18 protein-coding genes, 1 tRNA gene and 3 pseudogenes are annotated in these 15,304 nt (G+C 30.4%); 18 read left to right on the forward strand and 4 right to left on the reverse strand.

What is annotated here, in order from left to right; all coding sequences use genetic code 11:
* Nucleotides 1-42: 42 nt before the first annotated feature.
* The 5 genes and pseudogenes from ACHRVL_RS17335 to ACHRVL_RS17355 all read left to right on the forward strand — a co-directional run bounded on the left by ACHRVL_RS17335 (nucleotide 43) and on the right by ACHRVL_RS17355 (nucleotide 4,073).
* Complete coding sequence (locus ACHRVL_RS17335; RefSeq protein ID WP_089054020.1) at nucleotides 43-483, forward strand: KTSC domain-containing protein; 441 nt, start codon at nucleotides 43-45, stop codon at nucleotides 481-483.
* Between the two features lie 258 nt (nucleotides 484-741).
* Nucleotides 742-1,503 carry a DUF4369 domain-containing protein gene (locus ACHRVL_RS17340; protein WP_129055486.1) on the forward strand — a complete coding sequence of 254 codons (762 nt, stop codon included), beginning with the start codon at nucleotides 742-744 and terminating at the stop codon, nucleotides 1,501-1,503.
* A gap of 18 nt (nucleotides 1,504-1,521) precedes the next feature.
* Nucleotides 1,522-1,908 (forward strand): annotated as a pseudogene (locus ACHRVL_RS17345) (peroxiredoxin family protein); the annotation flags it as partial.
* A 485-nt stretch (nucleotides 1,909-2,393) separates the two neighbouring features.
* Nucleotides 2,394-2,474 (forward strand) — tRNA-Tyr (locus tag ACHRVL_RS17350).
* A 291-nt stretch (nucleotides 2,475-2,765) separates the two neighbouring features.
* Nucleotides 2,766-4,073, forward strand: a complete 1,308-nt coding sequence (locus tag ACHRVL_RS17355; RefSeq protein WP_031456394.1) for a site-specific integrase — start codon at nucleotides 2,766-2,768, stop codon at nucleotides 4,071-4,073.
* Between the two features lie 349 nt (nucleotides 4,074-4,422).
* Here the strand turns inward: ACHRVL_RS17355 and ACHRVL_RS17360 are convergent, their stop codons facing one another.
* From ACHRVL_RS17360 to traN, 4 genes are read right to left on the reverse strand one after another with little or no spacing between them, the layout of a single operon-like run.
* A complete protein-coding gene (locus tag ACHRVL_RS17360) occupies nucleotides 4,423-4,698 on the reverse strand; it encodes a DNA-binding protein (protein ID WP_393051528.1) in 276 nt (91 codons plus the stop codon).
* A gap of 35 nt (nucleotides 4,699-4,733) precedes the next feature.
* Complete coding sequence (locus ACHRVL_RS17365) at nucleotides 4,734-5,036, reverse strand: hypothetical protein (protein WP_395414735.1); 303 nt, start codon at nucleotides 5,034-5,036, stop codon at nucleotides 4,734-4,736.
* Nucleotides 5,037-5,040: 4 nt separating this feature from the next.
* Complete coding sequence (locus ACHRVL_RS17370; RefSeq protein ID WP_395414736.1) at nucleotides 5,041-6,195, reverse strand: hypothetical protein; 1,155 nt, start codon at nucleotides 6,193-6,195, stop codon at nucleotides 5,041-5,043.
* Nucleotides 6,196-6,210: 15 nt separating this feature from the next.
* The gene (traN, locus tag ACHRVL_RS17375; protein WP_395414737.1) at nucleotides 6,211-6,780 is read right to left on the reverse strand and encodes a conjugative transposon protein TraN; all 570 of its coding nucleotides are present in this window, start codon (nucleotides 6,778-6,780) and stop codon (nucleotides 6,211-6,213) included.
* 202 nt (nucleotides 6,781-6,982) lie between these two features.
* Between traN and ACHRVL_RS17380 the strand changes: the two genes are divergently transcribed.
* From ACHRVL_RS17380 to ACHRVL_RS17440, 13 genes and pseudogenes are all read left to right on the forward strand, one after another.
* Nucleotides 6,983-7,309 carry a hypothetical protein gene (locus ACHRVL_RS17380; RefSeq protein WP_395414738.1) on the forward strand — a complete coding sequence of 109 codons (327 nt, stop codon included), beginning with the start codon at nucleotides 6,983-6,985 and terminating at the stop codon, nucleotides 7,307-7,309.
* Between the two features lie 469 nt (nucleotides 7,310-7,778).
* A complete protein-coding gene (locus ACHRVL_RS17385; protein ID WP_395414739.1) occupies nucleotides 7,779-7,934 on the forward strand; it encodes a hypothetical protein in 156 nt (51 codons plus the stop codon).
* Between the two features lie 30 nt (nucleotides 7,935-7,964).
* A complete protein-coding gene (locus tag ACHRVL_RS17390; protein ID WP_395414809.1) occupies nucleotides 7,965-8,225 on the forward strand; it encodes a DUF6326 family protein in 261 nt (86 codons plus the stop codon).
* A gap of 62 nt (nucleotides 8,226-8,287) precedes the next feature.
* The gene (locus ACHRVL_RS17395) at nucleotides 8,288-9,163 is read left to right on the forward strand and encodes an AraC family transcriptional regulator (RefSeq protein ID WP_395414740.1); all 876 of its coding nucleotides are present in this window, start codon (nucleotides 8,288-8,290) and stop codon (nucleotides 9,161-9,163) included.
* 781 nt (nucleotides 9,164-9,944) lie between these two features.
* Nucleotides 9,945-10,388, forward strand: coding sequence for a DUF1572 family protein (locus ACHRVL_RS17400; protein WP_395414741.1), 444 nt, complete (start codon nucleotides 9,945-9,947; stop codon nucleotides 10,386-10,388).
* 15 nt (nucleotides 10,389-10,403) lie between these two features.
* Nucleotides 10,404-10,928 (forward strand): hypothetical protein, encoded by a 525-nt coding sequence (locus tag ACHRVL_RS17405; protein WP_395414742.1) that lies wholly within the window; start codon nucleotides 10,404-10,406, stop codon nucleotides 10,926-10,928.
* 199 nt (nucleotides 10,929-11,127) lie between these two features.
* Nucleotides 11,128-11,418 (forward strand): annotated as a pseudogene (locus ACHRVL_RS17410) (FMN-binding negative transcriptional regulator).
* Nucleotides 11,348-11,629: an FMN-binding negative transcriptional regulator gene (locus ACHRVL_RS17415; protein WP_395414743.1), complete on the forward strand. Its 282-nt coding sequence runs from the start codon at nucleotides 11,348-11,350 to the stop codon at nucleotides 11,627-11,629. Before ACHRVL_RS17410 ends, ACHRVL_RS17415 begins: the two are co-directional and overlap by 71 nt.
* 601 nt (nucleotides 11,630-12,230) lie before the next feature.
* Complete coding sequence (locus ACHRVL_RS17420; protein ID WP_395414744.1) at nucleotides 12,231-12,542, forward strand: hypothetical protein; 312 nt, start codon at nucleotides 12,231-12,233, stop codon at nucleotides 12,540-12,542.
* A complete protein-coding gene (locus ACHRVL_RS17425) occupies nucleotides 12,539-13,159 on the forward strand; it encodes an alpha/beta hydrolase (RefSeq protein ID WP_395414810.1) in 621 nt (206 codons plus the stop codon). Before ACHRVL_RS17420 ends, ACHRVL_RS17425 begins: the two co-directional genes overlap by 4 nt.
* Before the next feature lie 319 nt (nucleotides 13,160-13,478).
* Nucleotides 13,479-14,327: pseudogene (locus tag ACHRVL_RS17430) on the forward strand (ABC transporter permease); the annotation flags it as partial.
* Nucleotides 14,328-14,552: 225 nt separating this feature from the next.
* Nucleotides 14,553-14,717: a hypothetical protein gene (locus ACHRVL_RS17435; protein ID WP_395414745.1), complete on the forward strand. Its 165-nt coding sequence runs from the start codon at nucleotides 14,553-14,555 to the stop codon at nucleotides 14,715-14,717.
* A gap of 6 nt (nucleotides 14,718-14,723) precedes the next feature.
* Nucleotides 14,724-15,185: a phospholipase A gene (locus ACHRVL_RS17440; RefSeq protein ID WP_395414746.1), complete on the forward strand. Its 462-nt coding sequence runs from the start codon at nucleotides 14,724-14,726 to the stop codon at nucleotides 15,183-15,185.
* Nucleotides 15,186-15,304 lie beyond the last annotated feature (119 nt).

Genomic DNA, 15,304 nt, shown 5'->3' on the forward strand with positions numbered 1-15,304 from the left:
ACACTCATTTCGAACTAATAGACAAGAAGTTACCTTTTATTTATGAAAAAAATAGTTGAATACCGCAAGTTACTAAACGTAGACAAAACTGCTGAATTAAAAGATTTGAAAACCATTTATCGTAATGCGATGAAAGAAGCTCATCCTGATAAATTTCAAGGTGATGATGCTGGTTTAAAAGCGGCAGAAGAAAAAAGTAAAGCTATCATTGAAGCGTACCATTTCTTGGTAAGTATTAATCCTGAAACGATTAAACTAAATTTACCAGAATATACTGAAACTATCGCAACTTCATCAATTACTGATTATAAATTTGTTGAAGGTCGTTTAATTATCGATTTTTCTAACGGAAGTGTTTACGAATACATTAGTGTTCCTAAAGCTACTTATGTAAAAATGGTTAACGCAGATTCTCCTGGAAGATTTGCAAAAAGACACATTTTGAACTCTTTTACTTGGAGAAAGAAAACAAATCAAGAATAGATTTCTTAAAAAATATTCTAAAAAGCACTCTTTTACAGAGTGTTTTTTTTATGCTTAAAAATTAAAAAAAAGCAAAATCATCCCTCAGAATAAAACCAAAACTAGAGTTTTAAATCAAATCAAAGCACCAAACATCTTGATTATAGGCAAATTAACACCTAAAAAACTATAACAAAATTTTAGGTTACAAAATTCTGTATGTTTTATAATTTTAGATACTTTTGTTGCACAAATCAATTAACTAATTAATTTTTTATAATGAAAAAAATACTTTTTTTACTTACAGCTTCTGCGGCTATCATTTCATGCAGTAAAGTTAAAGACGGAGAATACTTAATTACTGGTACCGCAACTGGAATTGAAAACGGAAAAACCATTATCCTTCAAGGTCTAGACCCAGCTACAAGAATGCCTTTAGCACTTGATACAGTAAAAGTTGAAAACGGAAAATTCGAAATAAAAGGAAAAGTTACTGAACCAGCTTTCCATACATTAATTCTTCAAGGTGCAAACGGACCAATTCCTTTTATCTTAGAAACAGGAGAAATCAACATTGCAATTGATAAAGACAGTATCCATAAATCAAAAATTTCTGGAACTTACAGCAACGATGAGTATGTAAAATTTCAAGAAGATCTTAACAAAACTCAAAAAAGCTTAATTGATTTTCAGAAAAAAAATACTCAGAAAATGCAGCAAGCTCAACAAGCTCAAGATACAGCAACTATCAATGGCTTAATGAAACAATACATGACTATTCAAACTGAAGTACAAGAAAACAGCAAAAAGAAATATTTAGCTTATGCTGAAGGTCATCCAAAATCATTTATCTCGGTTTTAATTGTTCAAGGTATGGCTGCTGACCCAAGCGCTGACATTAAAAAAACAGAAAGTTTATTTAATGCTTTAGATGAGTCATTAAAAAATACTGCTCCAGGTAAAGAGGTTAAAACAAAATTAGGTCAAGCGAAAATGCCTGCAGTTGGTGCTACAGCTCCAGCAGTTGGTAACGCTAAATGAAGAGCAGACTTTTCTGCGCCAAATCCAGAAGGAAAAGTAGTTTCGCTTAAAGAAAGTTTAGGTAAAGTAACTATCGTTGATTTTTGGGCTTCATGGTGCGGACCTTGCCGACAAGAAAACCCTAATGTTGTAGCTATTTACAAAGAACTGCATTCAAAAGGATTAAACATTGTTGGAGTTTCATTAGACAAAGACAAAAGCAAGTGGACGGAAGCTATCGCAAAAGATGGTTTAACTTGGACACACGTTTCAAACCTAAAATTTTGGGATGAACCAATTGCAAAGCAATATAATGTGGAATCAATTCCAGCTACTTTTATTCTTGATGCATCAGGAAAAGTGGTTGCTCAAGACTTAAGAGGTCCTGAATTGAGAGCTAAAGTATTAGAGCTTTTAGCTAAATAATACTATTCTTAGAATAAAATAAAAAAAATCTCCCTAGTGGAGATTTTTTTGTTTTATACCATTTCATTTAAAATTAGAAATTAATCAAGTAGAAATTAATACTCAGTTAAAAAAAGAGTACTATAATGATGACTTAAATTTTTCTGATGTATAAAACTTTTGAATAAGCCAATCACAAAGAGTAATTCCAAACAAATATTCTTCCCTTAATTCTAATTAATATATCTATAAAAGCAAGGACTGACGGCTTTATTAAAGATCAAATCCAAAGCAAAAACCACAAAATTACCATACAAATATTCTTACTTTTAAAAATATTTAAAAAAAAATACATTTTAGGAGATTTTTATTTTATTCAATTCCAATCAATTAAAAAATAATTTAAAAATAACTTAAAATTAAGTTCGTTTTTTGTTTGTAGATGTAGAAAACGTTCCTATATTTGCAACCGCTTAGAACAACAAAGCGCAACAATACAAAGCTTCGGGGAGATACTCAAGCGGCCAACGAGGGCAGACTGTAAATCTGCTGTGTGAACTTCGCAGGTTCGAATCCTGCTCTCCCCACGGAAAGGCCAAAAAGGCGGAAAACTTAAAGTTTTCAATCTTTTCAAAAAGCCACAAAAAATGTCTGAAGACCTGCAAATTCAAGGATTTGCAGGTTTTTTTTATTTTAGGCCTGTTTTCAATATTTATAAATCCTCACAAAATTAAAGGTGCAGAATCGGTGCACTTTCCGGCGCGCTGAAAAGTGCACCAGAAACAGTAAAAATCCCTTATATCATGGGGGTTAACGAGATTAACGACTTGATTTGGCAGTAATATTATTCTACATTTATTAATTTAAAAAGTAGGATTATGTTGGAAAGCAGTTTTGGTTTGGGATTCTTTTTAAAAAGACCCAAAATAGAAAGTAAAGAATGGATCGTATATTTCAGAATAACTGTTGACGGTATCCGTAAGGAAAGCTCAACTAAGAGAAAATGGGATAATACACGATGGGACCAAAGGTTCGAAAGAGCGGTCGGCTCAAAGGAAGATGCAAAGTCGCTGAACTTCTTTTTGGATTCGCTGACTTTAAAAATCAATGAAATCAAAACCGAAATGATGTATAGCGGCAAAACCATAACCGCTGAGAAAATTATGGACGAGGTTCTGGGAAGGACCGCGCCAAAGATTAAGGTTCTCGAAGAATTTCAAAAGCATAATGATGAAATGGAGGCGCTTCTTGGAAAAGGCTATGCAAAAGGCACCCTTGACCGGTTTACCATTACTAAAAACCATTTGACTGCGTTTATAAAATTCAAGCTTAAAAAGCACGATCTTGAATTTGCGGATTTGAATCTTGAGTTTGTAAAGGACTTCGAGTTTTACCTTAGAACTGTACGCGACTGCAGCAACAACACCACCCTAAAGTATATTGCAAATTTCAAAAAGATTGTAATCCGCGCCATTGATAAGGAGTTAATCACCAAGGACCCATTTAAGAACTTTAAGGGACGTAAAACAAAACTGGTAAAAAAACCACTCACCGCACAGGAATTGTACGAACTTGAAAGTCATTATTTCACAACTGACAGGCTCAATGTCGTAAGGGATGTATTTGTCTTCCAATGCTACACTGGTCTGGCTTACATAGACGCTTATCAATTAAAGAAAACTGATATCAAAGAAGGCATTGATGGAAATCTATGGATTATGTCCGAAAGGCAGAAAACAAACTCATCATTTAATGTCCCTCTTCTTCCCCAAGCACTGAAAATAGTTGAAAAATATAAAGAGCACCCGCTGTGTATCCAGCGTGGAACCGTGCTTCCTGTTTCATCCAACCAGAAAATGAATGAGTATCTAAAAGAGGTGGCAGTCTTGTGCGGCTTTCCTTTTACATTAAACACGCATATGGCACGCCGTACTTTTGGAAGCACTGTGACATTAAATAACAACGTCCCTATTAATGTAGTTAAAGAACTGCTGGGTCATGCATCAGTAAAACAGACTGAGGCATATGCTATAACGGAGCAGGCCACAATCGGACGTGAAATGTCTATTCTCAATAAAAAACTCAATAAAACTGGGTCCAAAATGTCTAAGCCTGATTTGGCGGTTCTCAGCAGGCTCGAAAAGGAAATTCAGGCAATCAAAAAGAAATACAACATTTCTTCGTGATAAATAAATTTCAAAATATATTTAAAATTAAAAGAGGCTATCTCAAATATTTTGAGATAGCCTCTTTTTACACAACTTAACTTCGCTTTTATATCCTGGATGATAAGATGGGGTGTACTTAATGTATCCTAAATCCTGAAGCTGTTTAAAATACTTATGATAAGTCGGCAGCGTATTCACATGTGATAGCTCCATAATTTTACTACGGCTGACTTTAATCCTTCTTCTTTGGCCCTGCCTATAGCCTAATCCCAGTATTGCTGTCAAAATTGATAGGTGCCAGACATTTAGTTTAGGATCATTACTATACATTGACAGATAACTCATTATAAAGCTTTCTTTTAATCTTTTAGTGTTTATCATCATCAAAAAGTTTTAGAAGATCTTCTTTATTGTAGTAGTACGATCCAAGCACTTTTTTGAAACGGACTTTTTGGCTTGTTCTAAGATTCTGTACTGAACCTGCTGAAATATCAAGCAGTTTTCTCACAGACTTGCTTTTAATCCACTCTGGTTCCAAAGTTTCTTTCCGTCCAGAATCCTTATCTTTAAATACAGCCTGTATTTTATCAACTAGAAGAAGACCAAACTGTCTCAGATCTTCCTTGGTTACAATTTCATTCATAATACAATTTCATAAAATTATTAATTGCAGAACCTTTAACTGTCCGCATCTGCTGAAAACAAAAAATATACTTCACTGCCACGATTTTTTTTAAAAGATGGTCTATACTTTATGTATCCATACTGATGAAGTTCCTGGACACATTTATGATACGTATTTGCTGAAGAAACTTTAGCAATAACAATAATCTCCGAGCTAAAGACAAAAATTGGATTAATGAAGCCTTTAATGGATCTAAATTGTAATAGAGCTGCATAAATGGCAATATGCATCGGACTAATCCGGTAATCATTCTCTATTGCGGTAAAAAAATCCGATAAAGGCTTTAATTTTTCCATAACTTTAAAGTGAAGGAGTTTTTCTTTTCTTTACTTTATTATCTTTCCTCCCTAAATCAACTTCATCAGAATCTAGATTTTTTTTTTGATCTTTAGATACTGATTCTTTTTGAGATTCAGCCTTTTTTTCTTCCTTGCTCTCTCGATGATTAATTCTTTGTAAATTTTCATCATAAACATTAACAGTCTTAAACTGGGGATTTGCCTCCACATACATTTTACTTTCAGTACCTCCAACAACAAAAGTCGCCGACTGAAGGTTTCCTTTTTTAAGGGAATTTAAAAGGTCTTCTTTATACTTCGGAGTATTCAGTTCCTTGATTGAATGTTTTGCCAGACTTGCCTCCAGATCATACCCGTAGTTCTGATGGTATTGATTGAGTTTAAAATTTCCCTGAGAATCTGATTCTTTGAAGTTCATTTTTAACCAGCAATTGTAGCTTTCCCCTTCTTTATTTTTAAGATCTTTATTGACCGATCTGCCTTCCATCAAATTATAAGCCTCTTTCATTGTAATACTGGCGCTGTCTTTGTTGATGTAAAAAGTGTGTTCCAGACCAGGTTTGTTATCTTCTTTCTGCAGATTGACGTGATAGGAATTAAAAAAGTACATATCTGTCTGCTCAGACTTTTTGAAATTTAAATCTACAGTTAGGGTATCTTTATTAGGAACACCATTGTTCATAATGCCGGTGTGCATGATTTTAAAATCCTGATCACCTTTCATCATTTTCTCTCTCAGTTCAGCATCAAACGTCTCTCCAAAGCCAGTGTATTTCAGCTGGTCTTTCAGGAATTCAAAATTTTTCTGATTCATAATATTTGTATTTAAATTGTTATCTAATATTTCTTTACTCGACCTAAACAGCTTGGCAAATCCAGTAAGTTCAAAAGCTTCATTATCGGACGTATTAATTCCGCTCTCTAAAACTGCTCGTAAGTCATCAATAACTGATTCAACCGGCAGGCTCTGAAAATAATTCGCATCATTGGTCATAACCAGACAGTACTCCTTCGCATCCAATGGGTTTCTAAAAAACTCAATTGTGTTGGTATCAGTCACCTCATCTGTATTAAAGGCAGCAAATCGATGGCCGTTATAAGCCATTTCTTCAGCAAACGACAGCATCATTTCAGTGTCAGCTAAATTGATTATCATAATTTATTTTAAAGCTTAAAAAGTGTCACTGCTTAATTCGGAAATCGGAAATACCAGATTAGTCAGATTATTATTTATATCTACTTCCAAATGTCTTCCCCCGTTTTTTTCAATCATCTGAATGGTTAGATACTTATTCTCAGGTATAGTAAATTTCTCCAGCGCATAGACTTTTATTATTTCAGATTTATAAGGAATTACAGAAGACGAAGAAGTTGCATACAAAGGCTCCAATTCAATTTCCTGTGAGGCAGTTCGTTTTGATTTTCTCTTATCCCTGATAAAAAAACGAAACTGATCAATATCGTAGTTAATCTTTGATTTGTTTTCAAAAACAACACGCAGATACAAAACATCCTGCTGGATAAAGATGCCGTTCACCTCCAGTCTGATCTGATACTTTGATTTTTTTAGACCACTGATTTTTTTCTTTTTGGAATATGCAGCCAAAGCACACTGTTCAATTCTTTTCTGATTTTCGTTTTCTAAAGAAAACAGCACATCCCTGCTTGCAGCCACTGCATTTTCAGCCTTAAAATTTAAGTCAGGGCAAGAATCGTCATAATTCAGTACAAAAACGTACAATTTCCCTAGTATTGGCGGACAACTAATTGGTTTAACTAATAAATCTCTTACGGCTAATAAAATAATCCTAGTTTGCTCTCAAAGCGGATATTGGGGCCATTGGCAAGGATTCCAACAAATTAAAATGTGGTTCAATTGGAATATATTATTTCCAACATTGATCAAGGTTTTTGCTTATATGCCTTCAAAAAAATTTAGTGGAATGGAAAATTTACCAAAAAATGTTGCTGAAGAGTGGAAAAAATGGTGTAATAGTAAGAACTACCTTTTTGACCACATTAGTCCAAATAGTCTGTTTTTTGATAAAATCAATTGCGAGTTAATTTCATATAGTGTAGAAAATGATGAATATGCACCCAAAAAATCCGTCGATTGGTTGACTCTAAAGTATAGCAATTCAAATTATAGTAGAATCCATTTAACACCAAATCCAACTGATTTAGTTCAAAAAAAATTAGGCCATTTTGAATTATTTAGAGAATCATTTGAAGATTCATTTTGGCAAGATTTAAAAAAAGAAATAGTATAATAGTTGACTTAAATTAAAAATAGATTCTCTTAACCAGTAAAAATGGCCTTAGACTTTAGTTATATAAAAATTAAAATTATTAAAAATTAAAAAAATGATAAAAAATATAAAATTGCGTAAAAACATAAAAGTATATTCAATTACTACATTAAATAAAACAGAAGTAACAACAGCAGCAGCAGGAATAATGTTTCTCGCAACATTAATTCATTAATGCTAATTCTAGTTGAAGCTAATTTTGATTATTGTTCTGGTAAAGTTTGTGATTTAAAGACAAAACAGGATATTTAAAAACTTCCAAAACGCAATTGTTTATCAATTAAGCTTTTATTCCATTAACTGCATTTTTATTCTACAAAAGGATACGACAAAAAAGGCATAACTTATTTGGAGAAAATAATGTTTAATCAAGTATTTTAAAATGATTTCGCTATCAAAAATATCTAATTTATCAAAAATGAATAATACTATGAACTCAAACAAAACAAACACTTTTGAAGAATTTAAAATAAATATCAAAATCAAACTATCTTTTTTTTGGGCAGCAGTAACATTAATCTACCTATATGGTGATTACTTTGAATTGTATATCCCTCAAAAAGCAGAAGGATTAGTGAATGGCTAAAATTTATTAAATAGTCCTACAAATCTGTTTATTGCTGCTTTAGTACTAGCAATTCTAGCTATAATGATTGCCTTGTCTATTTTATTAAATCCTAGAATAAGTAGATTTCTGAATATAACATTCATTTTCTTTACAGCTATTATGTTATTAATTGCTTTAACTTCTATGGGTGAACCATGGCGAACTTTTTATGTTTTTTATGCATTTTTAGAAAGCACTATCACAGCTCTAATAGTTTGGCATGCGCATAAATGGTCTAAACAAAAAACAATTAACCTAAAATCAAAATAGCTTTAAAAATATAAGTTTCAAATTAATTAAGACAACTAAAAAAATAGTTATAAAATAAATTTATGATACATTTTCAATTTTTGAAAAATAAGTATGGGAGAGAATTACTAATGGATATTGGTAGTTATAATGACATTCCAAACTACTTTTTTGAGCCAATATTGCATAGTACAGATTTTTATGAAATAATATTTTTCTTAAATGGAAATGGTATTTTAGAACTGGATAATCAAAAAATCAATATAGAAAACAATACGATCCTATTTATTTCTCCATTCCAAAAAAGAAAATGGTATGTTGACAATTCTAATATAAAATGCCATTTTTTATTTTTTAAAGATGATTTTTTTTCTAATTTTTTTTCAGATAAATTATTTTCGATTAAACTACAGTTTTTTTATAATAAGACAAAACCATTATTTATTAGAATTATAGATAATCATATGCAAAAGTATCAAGAAGTATTTCAAGATATATTGCTTGAATTAACGAAATTTAAATCAGATAGCGAACATATTATTCGCTCTTTATTGTATTTTACTCTAATAAAATTGAATAGGGTTTATTCGGAAACTTATCATTTATCCTCAAATACACAGAATAATACGACTTCATTTATGTTTAAACTGCTTTTACAAAGTGAGATTCGAAATAATAGAACTGTACATTTTTATTCTCAAAAACTTGGTGTGAGTAGAATTACCTTAAATAAGTGCATAAAAAATCAATTTGGAATAACTAGTACAGCAATGATAGATGAGTTTGTTTTATTTGAAATCAAATCACTATTGTTGTATTCTAAACTCAATATAAATGAAATTGCTGATTTGTTTCATTTTTCAGAGCCCAATCATTTGAGTCGATTTTTTAAGCGGCATACAAATCTTACACCAAAAGAATATAGGTGTAATTATCAAAATGGCAGTTCTGTTATCTAATTGATAGGGATTGAAAACGTTTATGATAATAATTTTACATTATAAAATAAATTACTGGGAATTATGACTAGAGCTACAGAATTAAGTGGAAAACCATTTTTGCGAGTTATAAGAATGATTTACATAATACAAAAACTTAATACTTATTACGACGCTCTACCGATAGCTGATAAAAATAAAATCAGACCATTTACTAGTGGCGAATTGAACTAAAAAAGGGTAATCTGATTTTAATCCAAATAGCTTTTATAGTAAGCTTAAGTGGTATGTATATGGTTTGGGTTCGTGGTTTAGTCCAACATAGTAGAATTAGCATAAAAGCCTTCTTGATTATGATTGCAGCAGGTTATATTATTATATCTGCTATGGCTCGTGATTTTAGAAATCATCATAATTGGGCAATTCGTCTATTTTTAGTCGTAAATGGAGTCTGGTTTTTTAGAGTAGGACTGTACTTTTGGCTTTAAATTAATCAAGGGCCTGTTGGTTTTTATCCCTCAACAGTTGAAGGTTCTTTTTTATATTTTCTAACCTTTTCTCAATATGTAATTCCATTAGCATTATTTGAAGTTTATTTAAAAGCACAGAAAAGTTCAAATAGAATTCTTATCCTATTAACTTCCTGTATTGTTTTCATCTTCAAAGTAATAATATCTATTGGAATTGTAAATGCATCTAAAGGAATATGGATTTCTAATAATTAGTGAGATTAAATAACTATTTTTTAAACAATTAAATATCCCAATGAAAATTTAATAAGGAATAAAATAAAAATAAACGAATGAAAACTAAAAAAATTAAAACACTCTACGAAAGAGATTTAAGGAAACTAAAAAATGAAATATCACTTTATACAAGCGAAAATAAGTTATGGATTACAGACAAAGAAATAACTAACTCGGCGGGGAATCTTTGTCTACACTTAATTGGAAACTTAAATCATTTTATAGGAAACATTCTTGGTAAAGCTGAGTATATAAGAAATAGAGAAGAAGAGTTTAGTGAGAAGAATGTTTCAAAAATTGATTTATTAAATAGTATTGATGAAACAATGCAGATTATTAAAGACTCATTAAAATTAATGAACAATAAGCAACTAGAAGAAGACTATCCTGTTTTAAAGTTTGAAGAAGAGGAATCTGTTGAATTTCTATTAATTCATTTATTACTTCACTTGAATTATCATTTAGGTCAAATAAACTATCATCGAAGATTTTTTAACTAATTAAAATATAATAAAATGCAAAAAATAAATTTTAAGCCCATAGTTGTTGTGCTGATTTCTCTAGTTTTGTTAGTAAACTGTAGTAAAAACGATAATGAAACGCAACTTGTAGATGCTCATTTGGAAATGAAAATGAACGGCGAATTAAAAAAGTTTAACAATTCACTTTCTGCTCAAACAGCATATGAAAACGATAAAATAGTGACGCTTATAGTTGCAGGGTTGAAAGATCCCAATCCAGGTGAAACGGATTCTTTTGATATACATATAGTAGATATAGACAATGGTATAACTACTAGAACTTTTCTAAACCCTGTAAATAATAATTTAAATTATGATTTGTATAGCAATTATTTCAACAACTTAACAAATAAGTATTTCAGTAGTTCTTATAATGATCCTCAAGAATTTAAAGTTATAATAACAGGGCTTGCGAATAATTGTGTTAAAGGTACTTTTTCTGGAAAAATTAGAAAAGATAATAATCAAGAGGTTATAATAATTACAGAAGGAAGTTTTATTGCTCCAATAGAAAACTAGAAATTATAACTTGTGACAAAAGATATCATGTAAATGAATGTTCCATTTTAAATTGTGATTTAGTCTCTATAAAGCTCTATGATAATTAAACAACTATAGATCTTAACAACTTATTAAACTATCTATTGATAAGAAATAAAGCCTTATGTATATTCCAAAGATAAACCTAGAGACAAATAGAGACGAAGTTATTGCTTTTATGAAGCAATTTAGTATTGCTTCAATAATTACTTTAAATGACAATGTCTTAATTGTAAGTCATTTACCATTTTTAGAAACAATTAGAGATAACGAAGTCATATTAATGTCTCAATTTGCAATAGCAAATGGGCATTGGTATGATATTGAAGATTGAGAAATACTAGTTTTCTTTACGGAACCTCACGCCTACATCTCAACAAAAAACTACTCTAAAAATCTTGAAGTTCCCACTTGGAACTATATCTCAATTCACGCCCTATGGAAAAGGAAAATTGATAACAGAAATTGATGAAATTTTTGAAGTACTTGAAGTACTTGAAGCAACTACAGATAATTATGAAGTCTCATATAAACAACAATGGGAAAGTTTTCCTGAGGAATATAGTTTAAAAATGATAAAAGGAATCGTGGCGTTTGAAATTATAGTTACCGACTTACAAGCAAAGAAAAAATTAATTCAAAATAAGACGATTGTAGAAAAAAATATCAAGAAATTATAGAATAGCAATAATATTAATGAGGTTTTGATAGCTGATTATATCAAAAAAGAGCACAACTCACAAAATAATAGTTGAAGTGTTGAACGATGTAAACGACTTCGGAAACTTATCTTTAAATAAGATAGAGCTAGCTGCTTTTGGAGTTCTAAGAGAATGGTCAAGTGTAATTTCACAAGTTATTAAATCAATATTTTTAATTACAAATAAATTAAAATTGCTTAATTAATCAATATCTTAATTCTTTTAGAATGTATTTTTACTATTCATTTCCATGAAGGTTGGTTTGTGGTAGGTGGATGAATAAACGGTATGAAATTTAGTTTTCTACTAATTTGTATTTTGCTATAAATTACGTTTTTAAATAAAACTAATAAAGAAAATAAATAATACCAATTTCAAACATCAAACATTCTGAAATTGATCATCAAAACTATTAATAATTCTACTATCTATAACACTTTTAAATTGTGATTCACAAAATCAAGAAAAATTTAAGCCTAAATAAATATACAAATCTAAGGATTTAATTGTAACTCACATTGCAGAAAGCTCTTAATAGAATTAAATAAAACGATAATGTATTTAATTAAAAAAAAAAATAATGATAAAAATTACTTTTAGACTAACGTCAATTCTTTTTTTTCTTTTTCAAATCAACTCCTTTGCTCAAGAAAAAGTAATCCCACTTTATTCAGGTGAAATACCAAATTCAAAAGAAACACCTATAAATTATAAAGAAAATTTAGATTCTAATGGATTATTTAAAAAAATCAGTATTCCTACCTTAACTTTATTTACACCAAAAAAAGGAACAGAAACCGGTACTGCCGTTATATTGCTTCCAGGTGGTGGGTACCGGGTAATTGTGGATGAAGGTGAAGAATTTGCCAAATCATTCACAAGCAAGGAATAACAGTATTTGTTTTAAAATACAGGTTACCTAGTGATGAAATAATGCTCGACAAGGCAAAAGGTCCATTACAAGATGCTCAAATGGCCCTTAAACTTGTACGAATGAATGCAAAAGAGTATAACATTCATGTAAATAAAGTTGGTTTTATAGGATCTTCCGCAGGTGGTCATTTAGCTGCAACAGTAGCCACACATTTAAATACAATTTTGATAGACAACAAGGAAAATATAAACCTTCGACCTGATTTTATGATATTGTTATATCCTGTTATTAGTTCTACCGAAGCTAAGTTAAGCGCAACAATTGAAAAGCTACTTGGAATAAATCCAACTGATGACTCATTGAACTTTTTTAGCAATGAGAAACACGTTAGCGCCGATACACCTCCAACATTTTTGCTTCATGCTGGCGACGACTCAAGAGTTTCTGTAAAACATAGCCTTTTATTTTACGAAGCTCTGCAAAATGCAAAAGTAAAATCTGAGTTTCACATTCTCCAAAATGGAGGGCATGCTTTTGGTTTAGAACATCCAACGAGAGTTGACCAATGGTTTTTGTGGTGTATTGATTGGCTAAACGAGAATAAATTTAGCATTCAAGCTAAAAAACAAAATTAGAAATCAGCGGACTTCCTAAAGTGCAATTTAGATTCTGATAAAATCGAAACAGAAGCCTTAATTTATGATTTAAACAAAATAATTAATGTTTCTACTTTAAAAAAAGGCGTAATGAAAATTTAAATTTTGGACAGTAGAACACAAAAATTTATAAAATTGGAAAACATGTCACATCCAATCAACCAAAAACTAAAACCAACCTTTATATTTTTATCCATTACTTTAGTAGTTAGCTCAATATTCTATTCATTAATCAGGATACTTTAAATTAGTAGACCATGGTAATTCGTATAATAAACCTTTTAAAAGTTTAGAAAAAGATGAAAGTGATTTAATTTTAGAAATTCCAGTAGGATTTGAAAAGAATTTAGTTCGTGAAAACCAACAAAAAATATTCTTAGCAGTCAATGCCATATACGGCACAAAAGCAAATCTAGGTGGAGCTTATCTAGCAACAATAATAGCTAATTTTAACGAAACCATAAATCTCGAATGGAAGATTACTACACAAGTTTCACAAACATTTGCTATTGAACTAACTTCATCCAATAGGTTTAATCGCTATTTGAATTACAGAATATTTATGGTTCCTGGTATTTTAGCATCCTTAGTTACCATGGTAGGAGCTTATATGTTTGCTTTAAATATTGTAAAAGAAAAAGAAATTGGAACCATCGAACAAATCAATGTAACACCCATCAAAAAATTCCATTTTATTTTAGGAAAATTAATTCCTTTCTGGGTTATAGGTATTTTCGTTTTCTCTATTGACCTGTTTTTAGTGGGCGAATTAGTTTATGGCATTATACCTTTAGGAAGCTACTTTTTACTATATCTTTTTCTATCATTTTTCTTAATTGCAGTTTTGGGAATTGGATTATTGATTTCCACTTATTCTCAAACACAACAACAAGCCATGTCTTTAGCTTTTTTCTGTATTATGATTTTCTTACTAATGAGCGGTTTATTTACACCTGTTGACAGCATGCCTGCATGGGCGAGAGTTTTTGCTTACCTAAACCCAGTAACTTATTTTATTGATGTAATGCGAATGATTATCTTAAAAGGAAGCTCTTTTATGGACATCAAAAAGCACTTTTTAATCATTATTGGATTTGCCATTTTCTTCAACGGTTGGGCCATTTTAAATTATAAGAAAACAAATTAATCTAATATATAATCTTATGAAAAAATTAAAATTCACAATCATTATTTTATTCTTTACAATCGTCTCCTTTTCTCAAAACAGTGCGAATGATTTTAAAGGAAATTGGTTTATTTCAGAAATGAATAATACAACTATCACTATTTTTTTGTAACAGATGGGTTTTGTTATGGAAAAATAATCAAAAGTGATGAAAAAGAAAATATTGGAAAGCTACTTTTAAACAAAATGAAATTCGATAAAGAAAAAAATACTTTAGTTGGCATATTAAAAAGACCTGATAATGGCATAAAAGAGAATGCAACGGTATCACTAGATGGAGCTAAAAAACTAAAAGTAGTGGGTAAAAAGTTATTAATCACAAAAACTGTTAACCGGATTAAAGCAGATTAGAACGAAATGAGAAAAAGCATTTTAGTTGCCTACTTAGTAACTATGATTTCCTTTTTGAATTCAAATTTAATGGCTGAAAATAAGGAATTAGATAGTGTAAATTTCAAGAAAATATTACAGCAAATGCCTTCTTTCACAATTTATGGCGATAACTATATTATAACTGGAATAACACTAGGTAAAACACCAAATAACAGTAATAGTGATGCAAAATTACAGTTTGGATTCAAAAAAAGATTAACAGATGCGACATTACCTTGGGATACCTATTTATTTTTCACCTACAAACAAATATCATTTTGGGACATTTACAAAGAATCATTGCCTTTTAGAGAAACCAATTATAATCCTGCACTAGGATTAGCAAAAGCTTTTTTTAGAGGAGGCGAGTTAAGTGAGCTATTAATCCTACAATACAAACACGAATCAAATGGTAAAGACTTGGAATTTTCAAGAAGTTGGAATTAAGTATCACTTTTTTATCAACGATATTTATCAAAAAATTTTACAATGGCTGCATATATATATTCCAATTGGAGACAAAACAGAAAATGGACTTGCAACAAAAAGTCGGACAAATTTTCTAA

It is taken from the genome of Flavobacterium sp. FlaQc-28 (assembly GCF_044007415.1).
Lineage (GTDB): Bacteria > Bacteroidota > Bacteroidia > Flavobacteriales > Flavobacteriaceae > Flavobacterium.